Source organism: Clostridium manihotivorum, from assembly GCF_004015185.1.
In the GTDB taxonomy this organism is placed as follows: Bacteria; Bacillota; Clostridia; order Clostridiales; family Clostridiaceae; genus Clostridium_AR; species Clostridium_AR manihotivorum.
In genome coordinates this window covers 740,877-760,843 of sequence record NZ_CP025746.1, presented here as the reverse complement: position 1 = coordinate 760,843, position 19,967 = coordinate 740,877, and the positions used below count along the sequence as shown (strand labels likewise).

The window sequence follows — 19,967 nt, the reverse complement described above, 5'->3', positions numbered from 1 at the left end:
CTTATATATAGAGGTATCCTTTGCAAAAAACTAATATATATGTTCGATAATCACGACTTCTGAGGATTATATGATCCACATTTACGTAAATCATCAGGCAATGCATAAATTAATAGTTAAAGTCGTACACCTATATGGACCTTTTATAAGTTAATAGTTGAAGTTTGGTCCCTATATATAATGACTTTTGTATTAATAATATAACGCTATAACCTCACATGTTTATTAATCGGTATCTTTTGGCAACAAAAAAAAGGCCACCTAAAGGTGGCCTGTCCAACTTAAAACTAGTCTTGAACTGGTGCTCCTACTGGGCAAACATTAGCACAGTTTCCACAGTCGATACAAAAATTTGCATCTATATCGAATTGTGTATCTCCTTGACTAATAGCATTAACTGGGCATTCTGCAGCGCATGCTCCACAGCTTACGCAAGCATCTGTAATTTTATATGCCATAACAAACACCTCCTAAAAAAATGTGGTGTATAAACACCACATTCATTTTAACATGTTTTAATTAATTTTAAAAGACTTTTGTTGTTAGTTATATAACTTTACAATACAATATATCCTAAATCTTCAATAGAAGTTATTATATCATCAAGTTCTACGAAGTAATTATCGTAGACTATACTAACTTCTCCTTTTTCCTTACTTATCTCACAAGCAATGACACCTTCATTACTTGCAATAGCTTTTTTTATTTTGATTATATCCTCAGATGACTTCATGCTAGGAATTTTTATTGAAGATTTCATATTTTACCTCCTTAATTACCACTAAACAAGTCCTTTATCATTTTCTTATCTACATCATCGTCAATTTCTAACTTAATATCACTTTCATCAATAGTTCCTTCATATCCTCCGGATATAAGTTTTATATCACTAATTTTAAATTCTTCTATAAAATCTTCTTCTCCTCTAAAGAGCTTAACCTTAACCTTCTCTTTAACAACAGAATTAGAAACAACTTCACCTCTTCCTAAATCAGTCTCAACTACTGAACCAATCTTAGGAAGTCTCTTTCTTATATCTTCATAAGTGTTTTGTTCGTAATTAAGACAGCACATAAGCCTTCCACATATTCCTGATATCTTAGTAGGGTTAAGAGAAAGATTTTGCTCCTTAGCCATCTTTATTGAAACAGATGCGAAGTCTCCTAAAAATGTTGAGCAACATAGAGGTCTTCCACATGGTCCAAGTCCACCTATCATCTTAGCTTCGTCTCTTACCCCTATCTGTCTTAATTCAATTCTTGTCTTAAATATAGTTGCAAGATCCTTTACCAGTTCTCTAAAGTCTACTCTACCATCTGCAGTAAAGTAGAATATTACCTTATTGTTATCAAAGGTATACTCTACATCTATAAGCTTCATATTTAGTTTATGTTCTGTAATTTTATCAAAACATACTTCAAAGGCATGCTTTTCTCTGCTTTTATTGTCCTCATGCCTTGCTATGTCTTCTGCATCTGCTACTCTCAAGACACTTTTTAAAGGTGCTACTATTTCACTCTCATCTATTTCCTTTGGACCTATAACACATTCTCCAAACTCTATACCTCTTGCAGTTTCTACTATAACATTATCTTCTTTCTTAACTTCAATATCATTTGGATTAAAATAATATATCTTACCTGCTTTTTTAAAACGTACTCCAACGACTTTAATCATATTAAACCTCCAGTAGGCTTATCATCATAACATTAAAGGTCATCTGAGGATTAGTATTACTTCTTAGGTTAATTCTAGTTTCATCTATAACTCCAATTATTCCCCTTAACTTTTTGTAAGCCATCATGTTTGATAAGTCCTTAATGTCTTCTAGTTTATCTCTATTTATTATATATGTAACATCTTGTAGTTCCTTATATATAATTATATCCCTTACAAAGGATATTATAATCGTAAAAATATCTTCTTCTTTCCCATCATATTTAGATATAATTGGTTCATACTTTAGTATTATATCTTCATTATGACTATTTATGTCTCTCATTAATTGTAAGACCATATTTCTTATTTCTTCAAAACCACTGTCACCAATGAACTTTTCAGCTTTACCTGGTATTCCCTCACTAAAAGAAATTAAAGTTTTTTTAAGTTCCTTATCTATACTCGGATATTTATTTTCAATAAACATTTCAATTTCTGCTTCTTTTAGTGGAAATAGCTTATGTACTTGGCACCTAGACTTTATTGTATCTAGTATAAGTTCTGCACTCTCACATAATATTATTATATATACTCCTTTTGGTGGTTCTTCTATAGTCTTAAGTAATGCATTCTGTGCCTGCACAGTCAATTTATTACCTTCGTATATTATTATTACCTTCTTATCACCTTCATAAGGCTTTTTGTTCACCTCTGTGATAATGCCTCTAACTTCATCTACACCAAAAGAACTCTTATTAGTTCTATAATTAACTATATCAATATATTCTTTAAAATCAATCTTTCCCATTATCTTTGAAGCAAATTTTTTAGCTAGTATGCTCTTTCCTATTCCGTCCTCACCTATTATTAAATGAGCATGGGAGAGTGCATGCTTTTCTATACTATTGTCAAAACGCTTTATGATTTCACTATGTCCTATAAAATCCAATGCACTCTCCTCCTTTTTATATTTTCACAAATTTGTCTACATCTACTACAAATACTGTTGCACCACCAACTTCAACTTCTACTGGATATGGTATATAAACTCCAGTTGTTCCAGCCATAGGAGATGGCGATGACACTACCTGCTTTCTTGTCTTACAGATTTCTTCAATAAGATTTATAACTACATCAACTCTCTCTTTTTCAACACCGATCATCAATGTAGTATTACCTGATTTCAAAAAGCCTCCTGTTGTGGCAAGCTTAGTCACCCTAAAGCCCTCATCTGTTATTCCGTCAATTAAATCCAAAGCATCATCGTCTTGAACTATTGCAATAACCAACTTCATAAAAAACACCTCCCATAAATTTTATTGAATATATTGCAAGTTTTTATTATTCTTTATTCTATCACAATTAACTAACTTTGAATAGAATTAGTTAAATATATCCTTTTTTTTCGAGAAAAGACATAATGGAATTAATAACTTGATCCTTTACTTCTTCTAAGGATTTTGAAGCATCTATTATTATGGTGCTCTCATTATACTTATTAGCTAAAATATGATACGCTTCTACAACTTTTTCATGAAATTCAATACTTTCTAAATCTAATCTATTAATTTCTCTTTCATCGTTACTATGTATTCTTCTTAGCCCTACTCTAGGATCTAGATCAAATAACAGTGTTAAGTCTGGCATATACTCTTCAATTGCAAAATTATTTATGTTCATAACCTGTTCCATACCCAACCCTCTTGCATAACCTTGATACGCTAGTGACGAAAAAATAAATCTGTCACATATAACTACCTTACCAGCTTCAAGAGACGGTATTACTTTTTCAACTAAATGCTGCCTTCTAGCCGCAGCATATAACAGAGCTTCCGTCCTTCCGTCCATCTCTGTATTTTCTTTATTTAAAATTATCTTTCTTATCTGCTCAGAAATCGATATACCGCCTGGCTCTCTTGTAAATATGTATTCTATATTAGTATTTTTAAATACACTCTCTATGTCTTTAATTACAGTGGTTTTTCCAGCTCCTTCTGGTCCTTCAAATACTATAAATAATCCCTTTTTCATTCTACTCACTCTTTCTTTTAATGTTATATATTTCATATTGTACAATCTGATTTATATTATCTAATTACTTTTATACACCCTTCTTCAACTCCAAGTACTGTTAAACCACTTTTAAGTGCCTTTTTTATACCTAATATGTGCTCTTTATCAATAACTTCACCAATTATAAGCATAGGAACTCCTGGTGGGTATGGTATTATATTATCACCAGCCATCTTTCCTTCTGATAATTCTAACGATATAACTTCCTTTTCACGTAGAAATGCATCTCCCGGAATAAGCCCTTGTTTCGGCAACTTGGCAAAACAGAAAGACTTTTCTCTATCTTCAATTAAATTTAAATCCATATTTCTAAGGGTTTTTGCTAGTAAGTCAAAGTCTTGTTCAGTATTAAATGGTGAACATATCAATACAACATTATTTTCACCACTCATCTCTGCTTGAATCTTATTAGTTCTAAGCACCTCTAATAATTTATGCCCACTTAAACCATCTTCTAAGCATAAAACTACCCTGCTTTCATCAAAAATAGTTTCTGATTCATTTATATAGCTTTTATCAAAAACCTTAATATATGAAAAATCTTTTATATCATCCTTAAACTTGTCCACTTTTATAAATAGGTTTTCATAAGCTTCCTGACCCTCATATTCGAGAAAAGCCCTACTATAATCCATAGATGCCATTAATATATAGGAAGGGCTTGTGCTTTGAAAAACTCCAAAATAAAAATCTGCTTTCTCTATCAAGGACTTATCATTTACATGTAAGAATGATGTTTGAGTTAAACTTGGTAATGTCTTGTGAGCGCTCATTACAACCATGTCTGCACCTAAAGTCACAGGACTATCTGGAAGCCTTTTATGCACGCCAAAATGAGCACCATGAGCACAATCCACTAACACCTTTATATTCCTCTTATGACATTCATCAATAATAAATTTCAAATTACACCCAACTCCATAATAATTAGGATAGGTTATAATAATTCCTTTTATATCGCTATGCTCATTTAAGAGTCTAGTAAACTCTTCCAAATCTAAAGTTAACGGTGCTTTAAGTATTGTACTTAAGGTGTTATTTAAATACACAGGCCTTAGCTTTCTCATAATTAAACTATTCATTATGGATCTGTGGCAATTTCTTTCAACAAGAACTTTGTCCCCCTCCTCGAAGCATGAATAGCTCATTATAAGATTTCCTGATGTACTTCCATTAACTAAAAAATAAGACTTTTCACTTTTATATAAATCACGTAATTTTTCTAGAGCTTCTTTTAGTACACCTTCTGGTTTATGAAGGTTATCAAGACCTTCCACCTCGGTTATATCAGCAGATAAAAGAAACTCATTTAAATTAATATTTAAATACTCCGATTTGAATCCCCTGCCGCTTTTATGGCCTGGCATAGAAAAAGGAGCATTTCTTTCATCTACATATGATTTCAACGCTTCTACCAGCGGAATCTTGTTCATAATTACCTCCTTATTATTATAAATACTCACTTTTCTCACAACTGTTTTTTATAATATGAGGAGTAAGTTGTTTCTTAATACAGTTCATGTAGTATTTATAAAAATCTGTGTTTGCTTCACACTCTATTAGATTTTCTTCACAACTTCGACAAATCTTTTTACCGCATATTATTATACCATTTTCATGAGCTTTTCCACATACTATGCATTTATTTTTAGCATATATATTATTCATAACGAATATTACCTCCATAACTTATATGTTATTTTGATTTTTAACTCATATAGTATATTTTATTCAATACTGCAAATAATCTTAATTTGTCCACAATAAATATTTTTATGAATAAACCTAGAACGTATCTTTCATAATGAATATTATCAAATAAAAACAAAAGTAACCAGGGACGTAATAACGTCTACCTGGTTACTTTAACTTACCATAACCTCTTTATATCTAGCACTATATACCTCTAATTTATTTACTAAGTCTTCACTAGGTTGAAAAAAGAACTTTTTATATTTATTATCATCTCTATATATACAACAGTATGTCTTTATGCCAACTATGCTACCTATATAAAGTTTTCTTCTATTAATAGGATACCTTTTAGGTGCAGATACTATTCCACCTAAAAAAACTATGTCTTTCAGTTTTATATTCTCTAAAGTCACTTGCTCAGCTGGGTTAACTCTGTGAATTATAAGCTTATCAGCTACAATTGAATACTTATAAGAGGTTCTACATCTAATAAACTGAAATCCAACAAAACTAAGTGTCAATAAAATCAATAAGGGATCCATAATTATATTAATCTTATGATTGTATAGTAAAACTTTTTCACTTGAGTTGGATAAAACAATCATTAAACATAGTACTACTATGCTAATTACTATTGAAGAAGCTTTTCTTCTTCCTACAAACTCTTTATGCATCGTACCCATAACATTACTCCCCCATCGCATAAGCTAATAATACACCATAGTGATTATACAACCATTTTACATTTTTATCTATTACCTTTTGTACTAAATATTAGCTTTTATATCAATATACTAAACTTAATTATATATATGCAAGGTTATTCTCTAAGATACTCATGATTACTTAATTTTTCTAATATATGATATAATAAAATTGATATTTAAGTTTTTATTGATTATTCTACTTAAAGTTATTTTAATTCATTATACAACAAGATGGAGGTATCATTAGATGATTCAAATATATAAATCAGTAAGTGAGCTTGACCCTACATTAAAAAGTTTAGATAATATTGAACCAGGTTGCTGGATAAACTTAGTTGCTCCTTCAGATGAGGAACTTATTCTTATATCAAAAAAGACCTCCGTTCCAATTGAATTTTTAAGAGCTCCTCTAGACGACGAAGAAACCTCTCGTATAGATATAGAGGATAATAATATGTTAGTTATTGTCGACATACCCTTTACTGAAATGGAAGATAACTCACTAACCTATGATACATATCCTCTAGGCATTATACATACAGATAAAGAGCTTATAACTGTCTGTTTAAAAAACTCGAAGATATTGACTGATTTTACCTATGGAAAGATAAAGTCATTCTACTCTTTTAAGAAATCTAGATTTATATTGCAGATTCTGAATAGAGTGTCTACATACTATCTTATATATTTAAGACAAATTGATAAAAAAAGTCTCATGATTGAAAAAAGACTACATAAATCTATGAAAAATAGAGAACTGATACAATTACACTCTTTAGAAAAGTCCCTTGTTTACTTTTCAACTTCTCTTAAGTCAAATGAAATAACTCTGGAGAAAATGCTTAAATTAGAGATAATGCAAAAGTATGAGGAGGATAAAGATGTCTTAGAAGATGTTATAATAGAAAACAAGCAGGCTATCGAAATGACTGAAATATATAGTAATATACTAGCAAGTACCATGGATTTCTTTGCATCTGTAATATCCAATAATCTAAATATAGTGATGAAAGTATTAGCATCAGTAACTATACTATTAGCAATCCCAACGATAATGGGGGGAATATATGGTATGAATGTCAGATTACCTCTTCAAGATAGTCCTTATGCTTTTCATATAGTTATGGGAGTTACAATGATAATTGCAGTTATTGTTGCAGCTCTACTGTATAAAAAAGATATGTTTTCTTAAAAATATTGAATTCTCTTTAAATGCAGATTTAATTATATATTACTGCATATATAAAGTTCAACCACCTTAATTGAAAATATAATTTTATTATCAAATGGTACATATATACTAAATGATAATATAATAATTAAGAAATTTGCTAAAGAGGACTAAGTGGTCCTCTTCTATTTTGGAGGTGTTTATCATTCTTGCTAAAGGAATTGAATTTGGAGATACAATAGGTATAGTATCACCTGCAGGTTGTGACGATACTGAAATAATTAATAAAAAGATATCAGATTTTAAAAACTTAGGCTTCAAAGTAAAAATTGGTGCTCATGTTTTTGCTAAGTATGGATACTTAGCAGGAGAAGATAAAGATAGAGCTAGTGATCTTATGGATATGTTTATTGATGATGAAGTGGATGCAATAATATGCTTTAGAGGAGGCTATGGAAGTGCTAGGATGCTACCTTATATAGACCTAGATACTATAAAAAAACATCCCAAAGTTATTTGTGGTTTTAGTGACATAACCTTGATTCTTAATTACCTATATAAGAAGTTGGATCTTATAACCTTTCATGGCCCTATGATAAAATCCAACCTTTCTGATAAGATCACAAGAGAATATTTCTTTAATGCTACCATGAATAAATCCGCCAATTATCAGATCGACTTAAACTCATTTGATAATATACAAATCTACAATTCTAGAAGTATAAGTGGAAAGTTAGTAGGTGGAAATCTGAGTATAATCTGCAGCAGTATAGGCACTACCTTTGAAATTGATACAAAAGATAAGATACTTTTTATAGAAGATGTGAATGAAAAAATATACGCTATCGATAGAATGCTTACTCAATTAAGCCTTTCCAATAAATTAAATAACTGCAAAGGATTCATAATTGGCCAATTCACTCCAAATGATAATGATATGAAAGAACATAATTTTAAGTTAGAAGAACTGCTTTATGAGAAAATAGTCTCTCTTGGAAAACCTACAATTATGAATTTACCTTTTGGTCATGAATATCCTAACATCACTCTTCCAGTAGGTGGATCTGTTAAAATAGATCTAAATGAAAATCTAATATATCCAAGCAAACCCTTTGTCAAATAAATTCACAAATAAAATTATCAACAGAAATATAATTAATCAACAGTAGTTATCCACAAAAACTGTGTATTATTTTCATATTTCTGTGACTAACTTTTCATTATTCTGAATTTTATAAAAAAACATCGTTTTTTTCTATACTTATCCACAGATTGTATGAATTTTTGCCTATACCCTATAAATAAAACTGTTGAATAAAAATAAAAGGGGCTGTCGCACTAATTAATTAGTGCACAGCTCCGTTTTTTGCATAAAAAATAAATCCAGCATTCACAAGAGTGCTGGATTTATTGTAAAATTAATATATGACCAAACATATTAATTTACATAAAGATTATACTTTAAATAAAGGAAGTTATCAATTAAAACTTCCATTTAATATTGATTATATGGTCTCAGTTAATGATTCGGTGCGTTTGCTAAGTCAATTTGTAGAGGAGATGGATTTAACAGATTTATATTCGACTTATTCCCGAATTAGGGAAAATCAAGCTACGCCACGACAGATGCTGAAGATTGTACTCTATTCTTACATGAACCATATCTATTCTTCACGGGATATGGAAAAATATTGCCGACGTGATATTAACTTCATGTATCTTCTTGAAAATTCACCAATACCTGATCATTCAACATTTGCTAGATTTAGAAGCTTACACTTTGCGCCATGTGCAGAAAGAATCTTAGCTGAAATGACAGAATGTCTTCGTGCTACAGGAGAAATATCTGGAGATGCTATATTCATTGATGGTACTAAAATTGAGGCTTGTGCTAATAAATATACTTTTGTTTGGAAAAAGGCAGTTACAAAGAATTTAGAAAAGCTTCTTGTTAAATTGGCTGATTTAGTAGCTAACTGTGAGGAACTATACGGAATTAAGATAATATACAATGACAAAGTGAAGATGAAACATATAAAAAAGTTGCGAAAAAAGCTTTACGCTCTGAAATATGAGAGAAATATTGAATTTGTGCATGGATCAGGGAAAGAAAAATGCCATTACAGCGATCTATTGAAACTCTTGAAGAGTATCTTGACAAGTTAAAAGAATACACGCAAAAGTTGCACATTTGCGGTAACCGTAATAGTTATTCAAAAACAGATAATGATTCAACATTTATGAGAATGAAAGAAGACGCTATGGGAAATGGTCAGTTAAAAGCTGGATACAATGTCCAACACGGTGTTGATTCGGAATATATTGTATGGCTCACCGTATGCGATCAGCCAACGGATACCCCTACACTTATTCCATTTCTTAAGAGCATGGAAGAATCTCTAAGTTTTAAATATCTAAAAATAGTTGCTGACGCTGGCTATGAAAGCGAAGAGAACTATTTATTTATTGAAGAAAATGGACAACTCTCTTTCATTAAACCAGCAAACTATGAGATATCTAAAACAAGGAAATACCAAAGGGATATTAGTAGAATTGATAATATGGACTATGATGAAATTGGAGATTACTATATCTGCAAGAATAATAAAAAGTTAATATTTAGTAAGACTATAAAAAGAAAGAGTAAAACCGGATACATAAGCGAAAAAACAGTATATACTTGCGAAGATTGCAGTTCTTGTTCTTACAAAAGCAAATGTATAAAAGGAAATAACAGCAAGACACCTTTGGAAGAAAGAGCTAAAAATCTTGAAACCTCAAAGTTGTTTAATAAGCTTAGAAAAAAGATTTAGAAAGAGTTGTAAGTGAAGAAGGTACGCCAACTTAGAATGAACCGAAGTATTCAAGCTGAAGGTTCTTTTGCAGAGATAAAACAAGATATGGGCTTCCGAAGATATCTCTCGAAGGGCAAACAGAATGTTTGGGCCGAAAGTATTCTTTTAGCAATGGCACATAATGTAAACAAACTACATAATAAAATCCAATCAGAGAGAACTGGAAAACACCTATTTTCATTAAAAAACAGTGCATAAATTTAAACTTTTAAAAACTAATTGTTTAAAAATAGCCTTAATAGAAAAGGCTTATTAAAGTGCGCAATTTTTTAGAATTTCAGAAAAAACATTCTAAAATATAGTTGTAATTCTTACAAATTTTTAGAAAATTAGGGCTGAGCATCAGCGGTTTTTAACCGCTAATGCGACAGCCCCTTCTATTTTTGGAGGCGCCACCCGGATTTGAACCGGGGGATAAAGGTTTTGCAGACCTTGGCCTTACCGCTTGGCTATAGCGCCATACTATAAAAAATAAATGGTGGCCAGACCAGGAATCGAACCAGGGACACGAGGATTTTCAGTCCTCTGCTCTACCGACTGAGCTATCTAGCCACATTTACCTAGCGACCACTTACTCTCCCACACAGTCGCCCATGCAGTACCATCAGCCGTCTAAGTCTTAACCTTCGTGTTCGGTATGGGTACGGGTGTAACCCTTAGACGCATCATCACTAGATATTGAAAGATTATTCTTTCAAAATTGCACTTAAGTTTACTTTGTAATATTTGTTTTGGTCAAGCCCTCGATCTATTAGTATCGGTCAGCTGAACATGTTACCATGCTTACACCTCCGACCTATCAACCTCGTGTTCTTCGAGGGGATCTTACTAGCTTACGCTATGGGAAATCTAATCTTGAGGTGGGCTTCACGCTTAGATGCCTTCAGCGTTTATCCCTTCCCGACGTAGCTACCCAGCTATGCTCCTGGCGGAACAACTGGTGCACCAGAGGTCAGTCCATCCCGGTCCTCTCGTACTAAGGACAGCTCCTCTCAAATTTCCTACGCCCGCGACGGATAGGGACCGAACTGTCTCACGACGTTCTGAACCCAGCTCGCGTGCCGCTTTAATGGGCGAACAGCCCAACCCTTGGGACCTACTTCAGCCCCAGGATGCGACGAGCCGACATCGAGGTGCCAAACCTCCCCGTCGATGTGGACTCTTGGGGGAGATCAGCCTGTTATCCCCGAGGTAGCTTTTATCCGTTGAGCGATGGCCCTCCCACGAGGTACCACCGGATCACTAAGCCCGACTTTCGTCCCTGCTCCACTTGTAAGTGTCGCAGTCAGGCTCCCTTCTGCCTTTGCACTCTACGAACGATTTCCGACCGTTCTGAGGGGAACCTTTGGGCGCCTCCGTTACTTTTTTGGAGGCGACCGCCCCAGTCAAACTGCCCACCTAACAATGTCCCGTCACCAGCTTCATGGTGCCCGGTTAGAATCCCAGTACTGTCAGGGTGGTATCCCAAGGTCGACTCCACACCCCCTAACGAGGATGTTTCCCAGTCTCCCACCTATCCTGTACAGACAATACCGAAACTCAATGCTAAGCTACAGTAAAAGCTCTACGGGGTCTTTCCGTCCAATCGCGGGTAGCAAGCATCTTCACTTGCACTACAACTTCGCCGGATTTACAGTTGAGACAGTGCCCAAGTCATTACGCCATTCGTGCGGGTCAGAACTTACCTGACAAGGAATTTCGCTACCTTAGGACCGTTATAGTTACGGCCGCCGTTTACTGGGGCTTAAGTTCACCGCTTCGCGTTACCGCTAACGATTCCCCTTAACCTTCCAGCACCGGGCAGGCGTCAGCCCCTATACATCAGCTTTCGCTTTAGCAGAGACCTGTGTTTTTGCTAAACAGTTGCTTGGGCCTATTCTCTGCGACCTACTCTCGTAGGCACCCCTTCTCCCGAAGTTACGGGGTCAATTTGCCGAGTTCCTTAACTGTAATTCTTCCGCCGGCCTTAGGATTCTCTCCTCACCTACCTGTGTCGGTTTGCGGTACGGGCACTACATTTCTCCCTAGAAGCTTTTCTTGGCGGCCGTAGAATCAAGTACTTCAGCCACAAGGGCCTTCCCCATCACACCTTAACTTAGCAAGCGGATTTGCCTACTTGCATGTCTAAGTGCTTAGACTAGCATCCAATAGCTAGCACACTCTATCTTCCTGCGTCACTCCATCGGTAATAACGATTTGCAGTGGTATCGGAATATCAACCGATTGTCCATCACCTACGCCTTTCGGCCTCGGCTTAGGTCCCGACTAACCCTCAGCGGACGAGCCTTCCTGAGGAAACCTTAGGTTTTCGGCCACTAGGATTCTCACCTAGTTCTCGCTACTAATGCCAACATACTCACTCGTAATCAGTCCACCGCTCCTTACGGTACGACTTCAGCCCGATTACGACGCTCCCCTACCCCAGTAGATTAAATCTACTAGCCGTAGCTTCGGTGATAAGTTTGAGCCCCGAACATCTTCGGCGCAGGATCTCTCGACTAGTGAGCTATTACGCACTCTTTTAATGAGTGGTACGCTTCTAAGCCAACATCCTAGTTGTCTTAGAAATCCCACATCCTTTCCACTTAACTTATACTTTGGGACCTTAGCTGACGATCTGGGCTGTTTCCCTTTTGACTACGGATCTTATCATTCGCAGTCTGACTGCCGGACTAATACTATATGGCATTCGGAGTTTGATAAGGTTCAGTAAGCGATATGCCCCTAGCCCATTCAGTGCTCTACCTCCATTAGTCATATCCGACGCTAGCCCTAAAGCTATTTCGGGGAGAACCAGCTATCTCCGAGTTCGATTGGAATTTCTCCGCTATCCACAGCTCATCCCATGGTTTTTCAACACCAACGTGGTTCGGTCCTCCACGAAGTTTTACCTTCGCTTCAACCTGGCCATGGATAGGTCACCCGGTTTCGGGTCTACGGCATGCAACTATTCGCCCTATTCAGACTCGGTTTCCCTTCGGCTCCGTACCTTAAGTACTTAACCTCGCTACATACCGTAACTCGTTGGCTCGTTCTACAAAAAGCACATCATCACACACATATGGTGCTCTGATCGGTTGTAGGCATACGGTTTCAGGTTCTATTTCACTCCCCTCCCGGGGTTCTTTTCACCTTTCCCTCACGGTACTTCTTCACTATCGGTCATCAAGTAGTATTTAGCCTTGGGAGGTGGTCCTCCCTGCTTCCCACAAGGTTTCACGTGTCTCGTGGTACTCTGGAGCAGAACTATGGTCTTCTTGTTTCATTTACAGGACTATTACCTTCTACGGTGTATCTTTCCAGATTTCTTCAATTACAATAGCCACCACATTTATATTCTGTCCGCAACCCCAAAGATAAATCTTTGGTTTGGGCTCTTCCGATTTCGCTCGCCGCTACTGACGGAATCGATTTTTCTTTCTCTTCCTCTAGGTACTTAGATGTTTCAGTTCCCTAGGTTTACCCTCCTATAGCTATGTATTCACTATAAGATACGTAGGGTTACCTACGTGAGTTTCCTCATTCGGAGATCTTTGGATCACAGGCTATTTGCGCCTACCCAAAGCTTATCGCAGCTTGTCACGTCCTTCTTCGGCTCTTGATGCCAAGGCATTCACCATACGCCCTTTGTAGCTTGACCTATCAAATCAAGTCTGCTTTAGCAAACTTGCTGAATATCTAAAATGCTAGCGTGCATTTTTCGATAATCAATTTATTACAAAGAATTAGTAAATATCTTTACTTTAACTTATGTGCAATTTTCAAAGAACAATGGTGGGCTTAAATGGACTCGAACCATCGACCTCACGCTTATCAGGCGTGCGCTCTAACCAGCTGAGCTATAAGCCCACATATGGTGGAGATAAAGAGATTCGAACTCTTGACCCCCTGCGTGCAAGGCAGGTGCTCTCCCAACTGAGCTATACCCCCATATATGTATATTAAGTTAAGATGCCAAATTAATGGTATCTCAAAATTAAACAGAGTAAACAACAACCAGAATTCGTGTATATTAAGTCTGAAATACATCAGTACTTAATAATTTCTCCATAGAAAGGAGGTGATCCAGCCGCAGGTTCTCCTACGGCTACCTTGTTACGACTTCACCCCAATCGCTGACCCTACCTTCGGCTGCTGCCTCCCTTACGGGTTAGCTCACAGACTTCGGGTATTGCCAACTCTCATGGTGTGACGGGCGGTGTGTACAAGGCCCGGGAACGTATTCACCGCGACATGCTGATTCGCGATTACTAGCAACTCCGGCTTCATGTAGGCGAGTTTCAGCCTACAATCCGAACTGGGACAAGTTTTTGAGATTTGCTCCACCTCACGGTCTTGCGTCTCTTTGTACTTGCCATTGTAGCACGTGTGTAGCCCTAGACATAAGGGGCATGATGATTTGACGTCATCCCCACCTTCCTCCCGGTTAACCCGGGCAGTCTCGCTAGAGTGCTCAACTAAATGGTAGCAACTAACAATAAGGGTTGCGCTCGTTGCGGGACTTAACCCAACATCTCACGACACGAGCTGACGACAACCATGCACCACTCTGTCTTCCTGTCGATACCAAAGGTACCGACTTCCCCGGTTAAGGGTAATTCAGGAGATGTCAAGTCTAGGTAAGGTTCTTCGCGTTGCTTCGAATTAAACCACATGCTCCACGCTTGTGCGGGCCCCCGTCAATTCCTTTGAGTTTTAATCTTGCGACCGTACTCCCCAGGCGGGATACTTATTGTGTTAACGGCGGCACGGAGGTGTTGAAACCCCCACACCTAGTATCCATCGTTTACGGCGTGGACTACCAGGGTATCTAATCCTGTTTGCTCCCCACGCTTTCGAGCCTCAGTGTCAGTTACAGTCCAGAAAGTCGCCTTCGCCACTGGTGTTCTTCCTAATCTCTACGCATTTCACCGCTACACTAGGAATTCCACTTTCCTCTCCTGCACTCTAGATATCCAGTTTGGAATGCAAAGCACCCAAGTTAAGCCCAGGTATTTCACATCCCACTTAAACATCCACCTACGCTCCTTTACGCCCAGTAAATCCGGACAACGCTTGCCACCTACGTATTACCGCGGCTGCTGGCACGTAGTTAGCCGTGGCTTCCTCCTTGGGTACCGTCATTATCGTCCCCAAAGACAGAGCTTTACAACCCGAAGGCCTTCATCACTCACGCGGCGTTGCTGCATCAGGGTTTCCCCCATTGTGCAATATTCCCCACTGTCGCGCCTCCCGTAGGAGTCTGGACCGTATCTCAGTTCCAATGTGGCCGATCACCCTCTCAGGTCGGCTACGCATCGTCGCCTTGGTGAGCCATTACCTCACCAACTAGCTAATGCGCCGCGGGTCCATCTTATAGCGGATTGCTCCTTTGATTTTCATTTCATGCGAAACGAAAATGTTATGCGGTATTAATCTTCCTTTCGGAAGGCTATCCCCCTCTATAAGGCAGGTTACCCACGTGTTACTCACCCGTCCGCCGCTAAGAAAGTTCCGAAGAACTTTCTCCGCTCGACTTGCATGTGTTAGGCACGCCGCCAGCGTTCGTCCTGAGCCAGGATCAAACTCTCAATTTAAAGTTTAATCATAGCTTACTTACTTAGTAAGTCTTTTTTCAAAAGAATTGCTGGTTTAAGTCTAGTTTTAGACTTTGTTTATTTTACTCTGTTTAATTTTCAAAGACCATTGCAATCGTTTCCGACCGCTTAATTATATTAACATTTTAGATTCAAATTGTCAACTTATTTTTTAATGTAAGTTTTAAATTTTCATCTCATCACCTCTCAGCGACGTTTATTATAGTAACATGTTTATTTATAGTTTCTAAGAAGTCCCTTGCATGAATATAGAAATTATCTCTCTATATTTTTATTTTACTGTATTATTTGCCATTTTCCTATTATTGATACACCTGGTATAGTTTAAAGAGTACAGCATACCCTTTATGTTATATCCAAAATATATTGCACCTTATAACTCCACAAAATAACAATAAATCTTTTAATACTGATTATAATAATTGTTATCTTAGATTTATTGAATAAAACTATAATGTCTATTAAAGCAAATAGATATATAATTATATAAACATAATAAACTTAATAAACTTAATAAACTTAATAATGCTAAAAAAACAATTATAACTTATATGTTAATGTTATTACTAAAAATCTTAATATTGCTGAATACTAGCATTCTTGAAAAAGTTATATATTTAATAGTAAAATATAATTTTTCATTAATATATTAACAATAACAACGATAATATATCTGTTGGCTTAATAAAAATACATATCACAAGAAAAATTAAGTAATTTATTATGTTCTATTTTATAGCTATACAGATTTATTAATCCTTAATAATTTATATATACTTACATAAATCTATAAAAATAAAAAAGGAGGAACACTATGAAAAAACTTTTAATTTATTCAGCAGTGATAATGTCCTTAACACTGTTTTCATGCTCTTCTACTAGTAGTTCAACTAATTCAAATACAAAGAAAAGTAGTTCTACAGAAATAAAAATAACATCTCCTACGGTAGAAAATGATATAAACACTCAAAATAGCACTAAAAAAACTGGCATAACCGTATCTGGTGGATTCAGTAAATCCCTGCCTATAATTAGACTTGGTAATAATACATATGTGTCCCAGTGGAAAGATAACAATAGGTTGTATAAATACATATCAAACGACTTAACCTCTTTAAATGATCTGACTAAGGCAGATAAAAAGTATGATTATTATTGTACAGAATTAATTCAAGATAATGAGAGAATTTATTTTTCTAATATGTCCGATAATAATAGCATATATACCTTAACTGATAGCACAGGTGAAATAAAGAAATTTGATAATAGTAGAAGTTCTAATCTAGTATTGGGTTCTGACGGACTATACTTTATAAATGCTAGTGATAATAACAAAATTTATAAGATAAGTTTAGCAGATAAAATAAAGACCGCTGTAACTCAAGATTCAGCATCAAAATTCCTTTTATTTAATGATTGGATAATATATCAAAATAAAAACGATAAATATAGAATATATGCTTATTCCCTTGCCGATAAAACTAAATTGAAACTAACTAATAATTCATCTGAAAGCTTTGGTGTAACTAATAATAATTTGTATTATGTGAATTCAGGCGAAGGCGACAGCATATGGTCTCTAGATCTACAAACTTTAGAAGAAAAAAAGATAGTAACTGCACAAGCTGAAAATCTGCAAATAGTTGCGAACAGAATATTTTTTATAAACAAATCTGATTCCAGCTATCTATACGAATTAATTTCACCTTCTACAGGAAACCAAGTGGCAGCAACTAAATCATTAGTGACTGAGGGAATTAATCAATATCATATACTAGAAAATACGATATATTATGAATCAATCACTTCTCATAATGATATAAAGGCATATAATATAAAATAAAATACCAACAGAATATTATTTAAGACATACTTTTCTTTATTATAGCTTTCGTAAAGAAAATAAATATCCCCAATCATTGAATAAATGGATGATTGGGGATATTATAAATTTGCCGCTATATTTAAATTTATACCAAAGCATTCCTAAGATTTCTTAAAATAGTTTTCAGATATAAGGTTCATCTATTTATAAATTACAATCCACTAACTATATCTTTAAACTTATTTCCTCTGATTTCAAAATTAGCAAACATATCAAAACTAGCGCAAGCTGGTGACAGAATTACTATATCTTCAGTTTTAGCCAAGTCTCTTGCTTTAAATACTGCTTCATCCAAACTATCTACCATATGCATTGGGATGCTAATTCCCTTTTCAGTACTCAGTTTATCGAATACATGTTTTATCTTTTCTTTAGTAGCACCTAAAAGTATAAGTTCTTTTATATATTTATTTCCTTCATACGCTAATGGTTCAAAAGGAATCTTCTTATCATAACCACCAGCAATTAATATTACAGGCTTATCAAAAGCCTTTATTGTAGCTATTGTTCTTGTAGGAGAAGACCCTATGGAGTCATTGTAATATTTAACTCCATCCAATTCTCTAACAAACTCACTTCTATGTTCAACCCCACCAAATGTAGTTGCTACAGCTTTCATTGATTGTATAGAAACTTCTTCATAAGTGGCTGCAAAAGCCGCTAAATAATTTTCAACATTATGCATTCCTTTTATAACTATATCATTCTTCTTACACACTTCTTTACCAAGTATATATAAACTTCCATCTTCAAAGTAAGCTCCATCTTCTAACTTTCTTTTAGAACTAAACTCTCTCACCTTTCCAATAGCCTCATTCCTAAAACCAGCAGTTATATCATTCTCAGTATTAATAACAAGCAAATCACTATTATCTTGATACTTAAATATGTTCTTTTTAGATTCTATATATTCATCCATATCCTTATGCATATCTAAGTGATTTGGAGTAATATTGGTAACGACAGCAACATCTACTTGACTATTCATAGTCATAAGTTGAAAGCTAGAAAGCTCTAGAACCACTTTATCTTCTTCACTTATCTCTTCTATCTTTGAGAATAGAGGAATTCCTATATTTCCTCCTATCCAAGTCTTAAAGCCCTCTTCTGAAAGTAACTTAGATATAACTGTAGTAGTTGTAGTCTTTCCATCACTGCCAGTTACAGCATATATCTTACCCTTACAATATCTAACAAACTCTTCGATCTCTGAAGTTATATAAGCACCTTCACTCTTAGCCTTAACTAGAGCCTCGTGGTCTATTCTCATAGATGGACTTTTAAATATAACCTCAAAGCCTTCTAATTGGTCAAGGTATTTGTCACCGAGATATAACTCTACACCTTTTTTCTCAAAATAATCTGCAATTTTATTCAATTGTTCTCTGTTTTTCTTATCAAAAGCTTTGACATTAGCCCCTAAATCTAATAAAAAATCTATTAATGGAATATTACTTACTCCGATTCCAATAACAGCAGTATTTTTTCCTCTAATAAAGCTCTTAAATTCACTAAAATCTTTTCTCATCAACAACTATCTCCTTCATGCTTATATAAATCTTATAAATTATTCAAAAGATTTTACCTATATCATTTTATGTACTATATTAAATACTGTCCCATTTCTTTCTAATTATAACACTGGCATATTATTTATTCTACTTACACAATAGTATATAATTAATAATTATATACTATTTATGGAGGACTTATGGATACTAAATATAAATCATATTATAACTCTCCTATCGGAACATTAGAGATTATAGCTAATGAAACTCATATTATAGGTTTAAATTTTGTAGATTCTGCTTCTAAGGATTTGAATGACGATAGCCCTATTATAAACTCCTGCTTAGTCCAATTAGACGAATACTTTAACAAACAGAGAACTACATTTGAACTACCTTTAGATCCTGAAGGCACAGAATTTCAAAAAAAGGTATGGGAAGCACTGATTACAGTTGATTTTGGATGCATAAAAACCTACAAGGACATTGCTATCTCCATAAATAACCCCAAAGCTGTAAGAGCTGTAGGTGGAGCTAATAATAAAAATCCAATTCTACTAATAATCCCATGTCATAGGATAATAGGCAGTTCAGGCAAACTAGTAGGTTACGGTGGTGGTCTATGGAGAAAGGAATGGCTTTTAAACCACGAGAATATACAGTTTAAGAGATAGTATATGTGAAAAATTCGGTATGTAAATTAGCTTTATTTTTTAAGACATACTACTTCATATTGAAATCTATCAAAATAAAGCTTCGAAGATCTATCGAAGGCTTTATTTTGAGTTAAATGATTGAAGTAATATGTCTTTTC

At 35.0% G+C, this 19,967-nt stretch carries 15 protein-coding genes, 4 tRNA genes, 3 rRNA genes and 1 pseudogene; 6 read left to right on the top strand and 17 right to left on the bottom strand.

The window, feature by feature from the left end; translation table 11 throughout:
* Positions 1–287 precede the first annotated feature (287 nt).
* The 9 genes from C1I91_RS03325 to C1I91_RS03285 form a co-directional block, all read right to left on the bottom strand.
* Positions 288–458 (bottom strand): DUF362 domain-containing protein, encoded by a 171-nt coding sequence (locus C1I91_RS03325; protein ID WP_128211219.1) that lies wholly within the window; start codon positions 456–458, stop codon positions 288–290.
* A gap of 98 nt (positions 459–556) precedes the next feature.
* Complete coding sequence (locus C1I91_RS03320; protein WP_128211218.1) at positions 557–760, bottom strand: heavy-metal-associated domain-containing protein; 204 nt, start codon at positions 758–760, stop codon at positions 557–559.
* An 11-nt stretch (positions 761–771) separates the two neighbouring features.
* The gene (locus C1I91_RS03315; protein ID WP_128211217.1) at positions 772–1,677 is read right to left on the bottom strand and encodes a PSP1 domain-containing protein; all 906 of its coding nucleotides are present in this window, start codon (positions 1,675–1,677) and stop codon (positions 772–774) included.
* 1 nt (position 1,678) lies between these two features.
* On the bottom strand, positions 1,679–2,608 hold the full coding sequence (locus C1I91_RS03310) for a DNA polymerase III subunit delta' (protein WP_128211216.1): 930 nt from the start codon (positions 2,606–2,608) through the stop codon (positions 1,679–1,681).
* 16 nt (positions 2,609–2,624) lie between these two features.
* Complete coding sequence (locus tag C1I91_RS03305; RefSeq protein ID WP_128211215.1) at positions 2,625–2,954, bottom strand: cyclic-di-AMP receptor; 330 nt, start codon at positions 2,952–2,954, stop codon at positions 2,625–2,627.
* Positions 2,955–3,045: 91 nt separating this feature from the next.
* A complete protein-coding gene (gene tmk, locus C1I91_RS03300) occupies positions 3,046–3,690 on the bottom strand; it encodes a dTMP kinase (protein ID WP_128211214.1) in 645 nt (214 codons plus the stop codon).
* A gap of 56 nt (positions 3,691–3,746) precedes the next feature.
* Positions 3,747–5,165 carry an aminotransferase class I/II-fold pyridoxal phosphate-dependent enzyme gene (locus tag C1I91_RS03295; protein WP_128211213.1) on the bottom strand — a complete coding sequence of 473 codons (1,419 nt, stop codon included), beginning with the start codon at positions 5,163–5,165 and terminating at the stop codon, positions 3,747–3,749.
* A 16-nt stretch (positions 5,166–5,181) separates the two neighbouring features.
* Positions 5,182–5,400 carry a sigma factor G inhibitor Gin gene (locus C1I91_RS03290; protein WP_128211212.1) on the bottom strand — a complete coding sequence of 73 codons (219 nt, stop codon included), beginning with the start codon at positions 5,398–5,400 and terminating at the stop codon, positions 5,182–5,184.
* 197 nt (positions 5,401–5,597) lie between these two features.
* Positions 5,598–6,110, bottom strand: a complete 513-nt coding sequence (locus C1I91_RS03285; protein WP_128211211.1) for a hypothetical protein — start codon at positions 6,108–6,110, stop codon at positions 5,598–5,600.
* A 271-nt stretch (positions 6,111–6,381) separates the two neighbouring features.
* Here C1I91_RS03285 and C1I91_RS03280 point away from each other — a divergent pair, with 271 nt between their 5' ends.
* The 4 genes and pseudogenes from C1I91_RS03280 (at position 6,382) to C1I91_RS29920 (ending at position 10,358) form a co-directional block, all read left to right on the top strand.
* The gene (locus tag C1I91_RS03280) at positions 6,382–7,326 is read left to right on the top strand and encodes a magnesium transporter CorA family protein (RefSeq protein WP_128211210.1); all 945 of its coding nucleotides are present in this window, start codon (positions 6,382–6,384) and stop codon (positions 7,324–7,326) included.
* A gap of 175 nt (positions 7,327–7,501) precedes the next feature.
* On the top strand, positions 7,502–8,428 hold the full coding sequence (locus tag C1I91_RS03275; RefSeq protein ID WP_420808463.1) for a S66 peptidase family protein: 927 nt from the start codon (positions 7,502–7,504) through the stop codon (positions 8,426–8,428).
* Between the two features lie 302 nt (positions 8,429–8,730).
* Positions 8,731–9,471 carry a transposase gene (locus C1I91_RS29925; RefSeq protein WP_338032596.1) on the top strand — a complete coding sequence of 247 codons (741 nt, stop codon included), beginning with the start codon at positions 8,731–8,733 and terminating at the stop codon, positions 9,469–9,471.
* Positions 9,420–10,358, top strand: a pseudogene (locus C1I91_RS29920) (transposase). Before C1I91_RS29925 ends, C1I91_RS29920 begins: the two are co-directional and overlap by 52 nt.
* 186 nt (positions 10,359–10,544) lie before the next feature.
* On the opposite strand, the gene C1I91_RS03265 reads toward C1I91_RS29920, so the two are convergent.
* The 7 genes from C1I91_RS03265 to C1I91_RS03235 form a co-directional block, all read right to left on the bottom strand.
* Positions 10,545–10,619, bottom strand: a tRNA-Cys gene (locus C1I91_RS03265).
* Between the two features lie 17 nt (positions 10,620–10,636).
* Positions 10,637–10,712: transfer RNA gene (locus C1I91_RS03260), tRNA-Phe, on the bottom strand.
* A 6-nt stretch (positions 10,713–10,718) separates the two neighbouring features.
* A 5S ribosomal RNA gene (gene rrf, locus C1I91_RS03255) occupies positions 10,719–10,836 on the bottom strand.
* A gap of 55 nt (positions 10,837–10,891) precedes the next feature.
* Positions 10,892–13,800, bottom strand: a 23S ribosomal RNA gene (locus tag C1I91_RS03250).
* Positions 13,801–13,932: 132 nt separating this feature from the next.
* Positions 13,933–14,009, bottom strand: a tRNA-Ile gene (locus C1I91_RS03245).
* A gap of 5 nt (positions 14,010–14,014) precedes the next feature.
* Positions 14,015–14,090: transfer RNA gene (locus C1I91_RS03240), tRNA-Ala, on the bottom strand.
* A gap of 123 nt (positions 14,091–14,213) precedes the next feature.
* Positions 14,214–15,736, bottom strand: a 16S ribosomal RNA gene (locus tag C1I91_RS03235).
* The 16S, 23S and 5S rRNA genes sit together here with 4 tRNA genes alongside, the layout of an rRNA operon.
* 835 nt (positions 15,737–16,571) lie before the next feature.
* Here C1I91_RS03235 and C1I91_RS03230 point away from each other — a divergent pair.
* Complete coding sequence (locus C1I91_RS03230) at positions 16,572–17,600, top strand: DUF5050 domain-containing protein (protein WP_128211209.1); 1,029 nt, start codon at positions 16,572–16,574, stop codon at positions 17,598–17,600.
* A 193-nt stretch (positions 17,601–17,793) separates the two neighbouring features.
* On the opposite strand, the gene murD is transcribed toward C1I91_RS03230, so the two are convergent.
* On the bottom strand, positions 17,794–19,170 hold the full coding sequence (gene murD / locus C1I91_RS03225; protein WP_128211208.1) for a UDP-N-acetylmuramoyl-L-alanine--D-glutamate ligase: 1,377 nt from the start codon (positions 19,168–19,170) through the stop codon (positions 17,794–17,796).
* A gap of 183 nt (positions 19,171–19,353) precedes the next feature.
* Between murD and C1I91_RS03220 the strand changes: the two genes are divergently transcribed.
* Entirely contained in the window at positions 19,354–19,827 is a 474-nt protein-coding gene (locus C1I91_RS03220; RefSeq protein WP_128211207.1) for a methylated-DNA--[protein]-cysteine S-methyltransferase, read from the top strand.
* Positions 19,828–19,967: the final 140 nt, after the last annotated feature.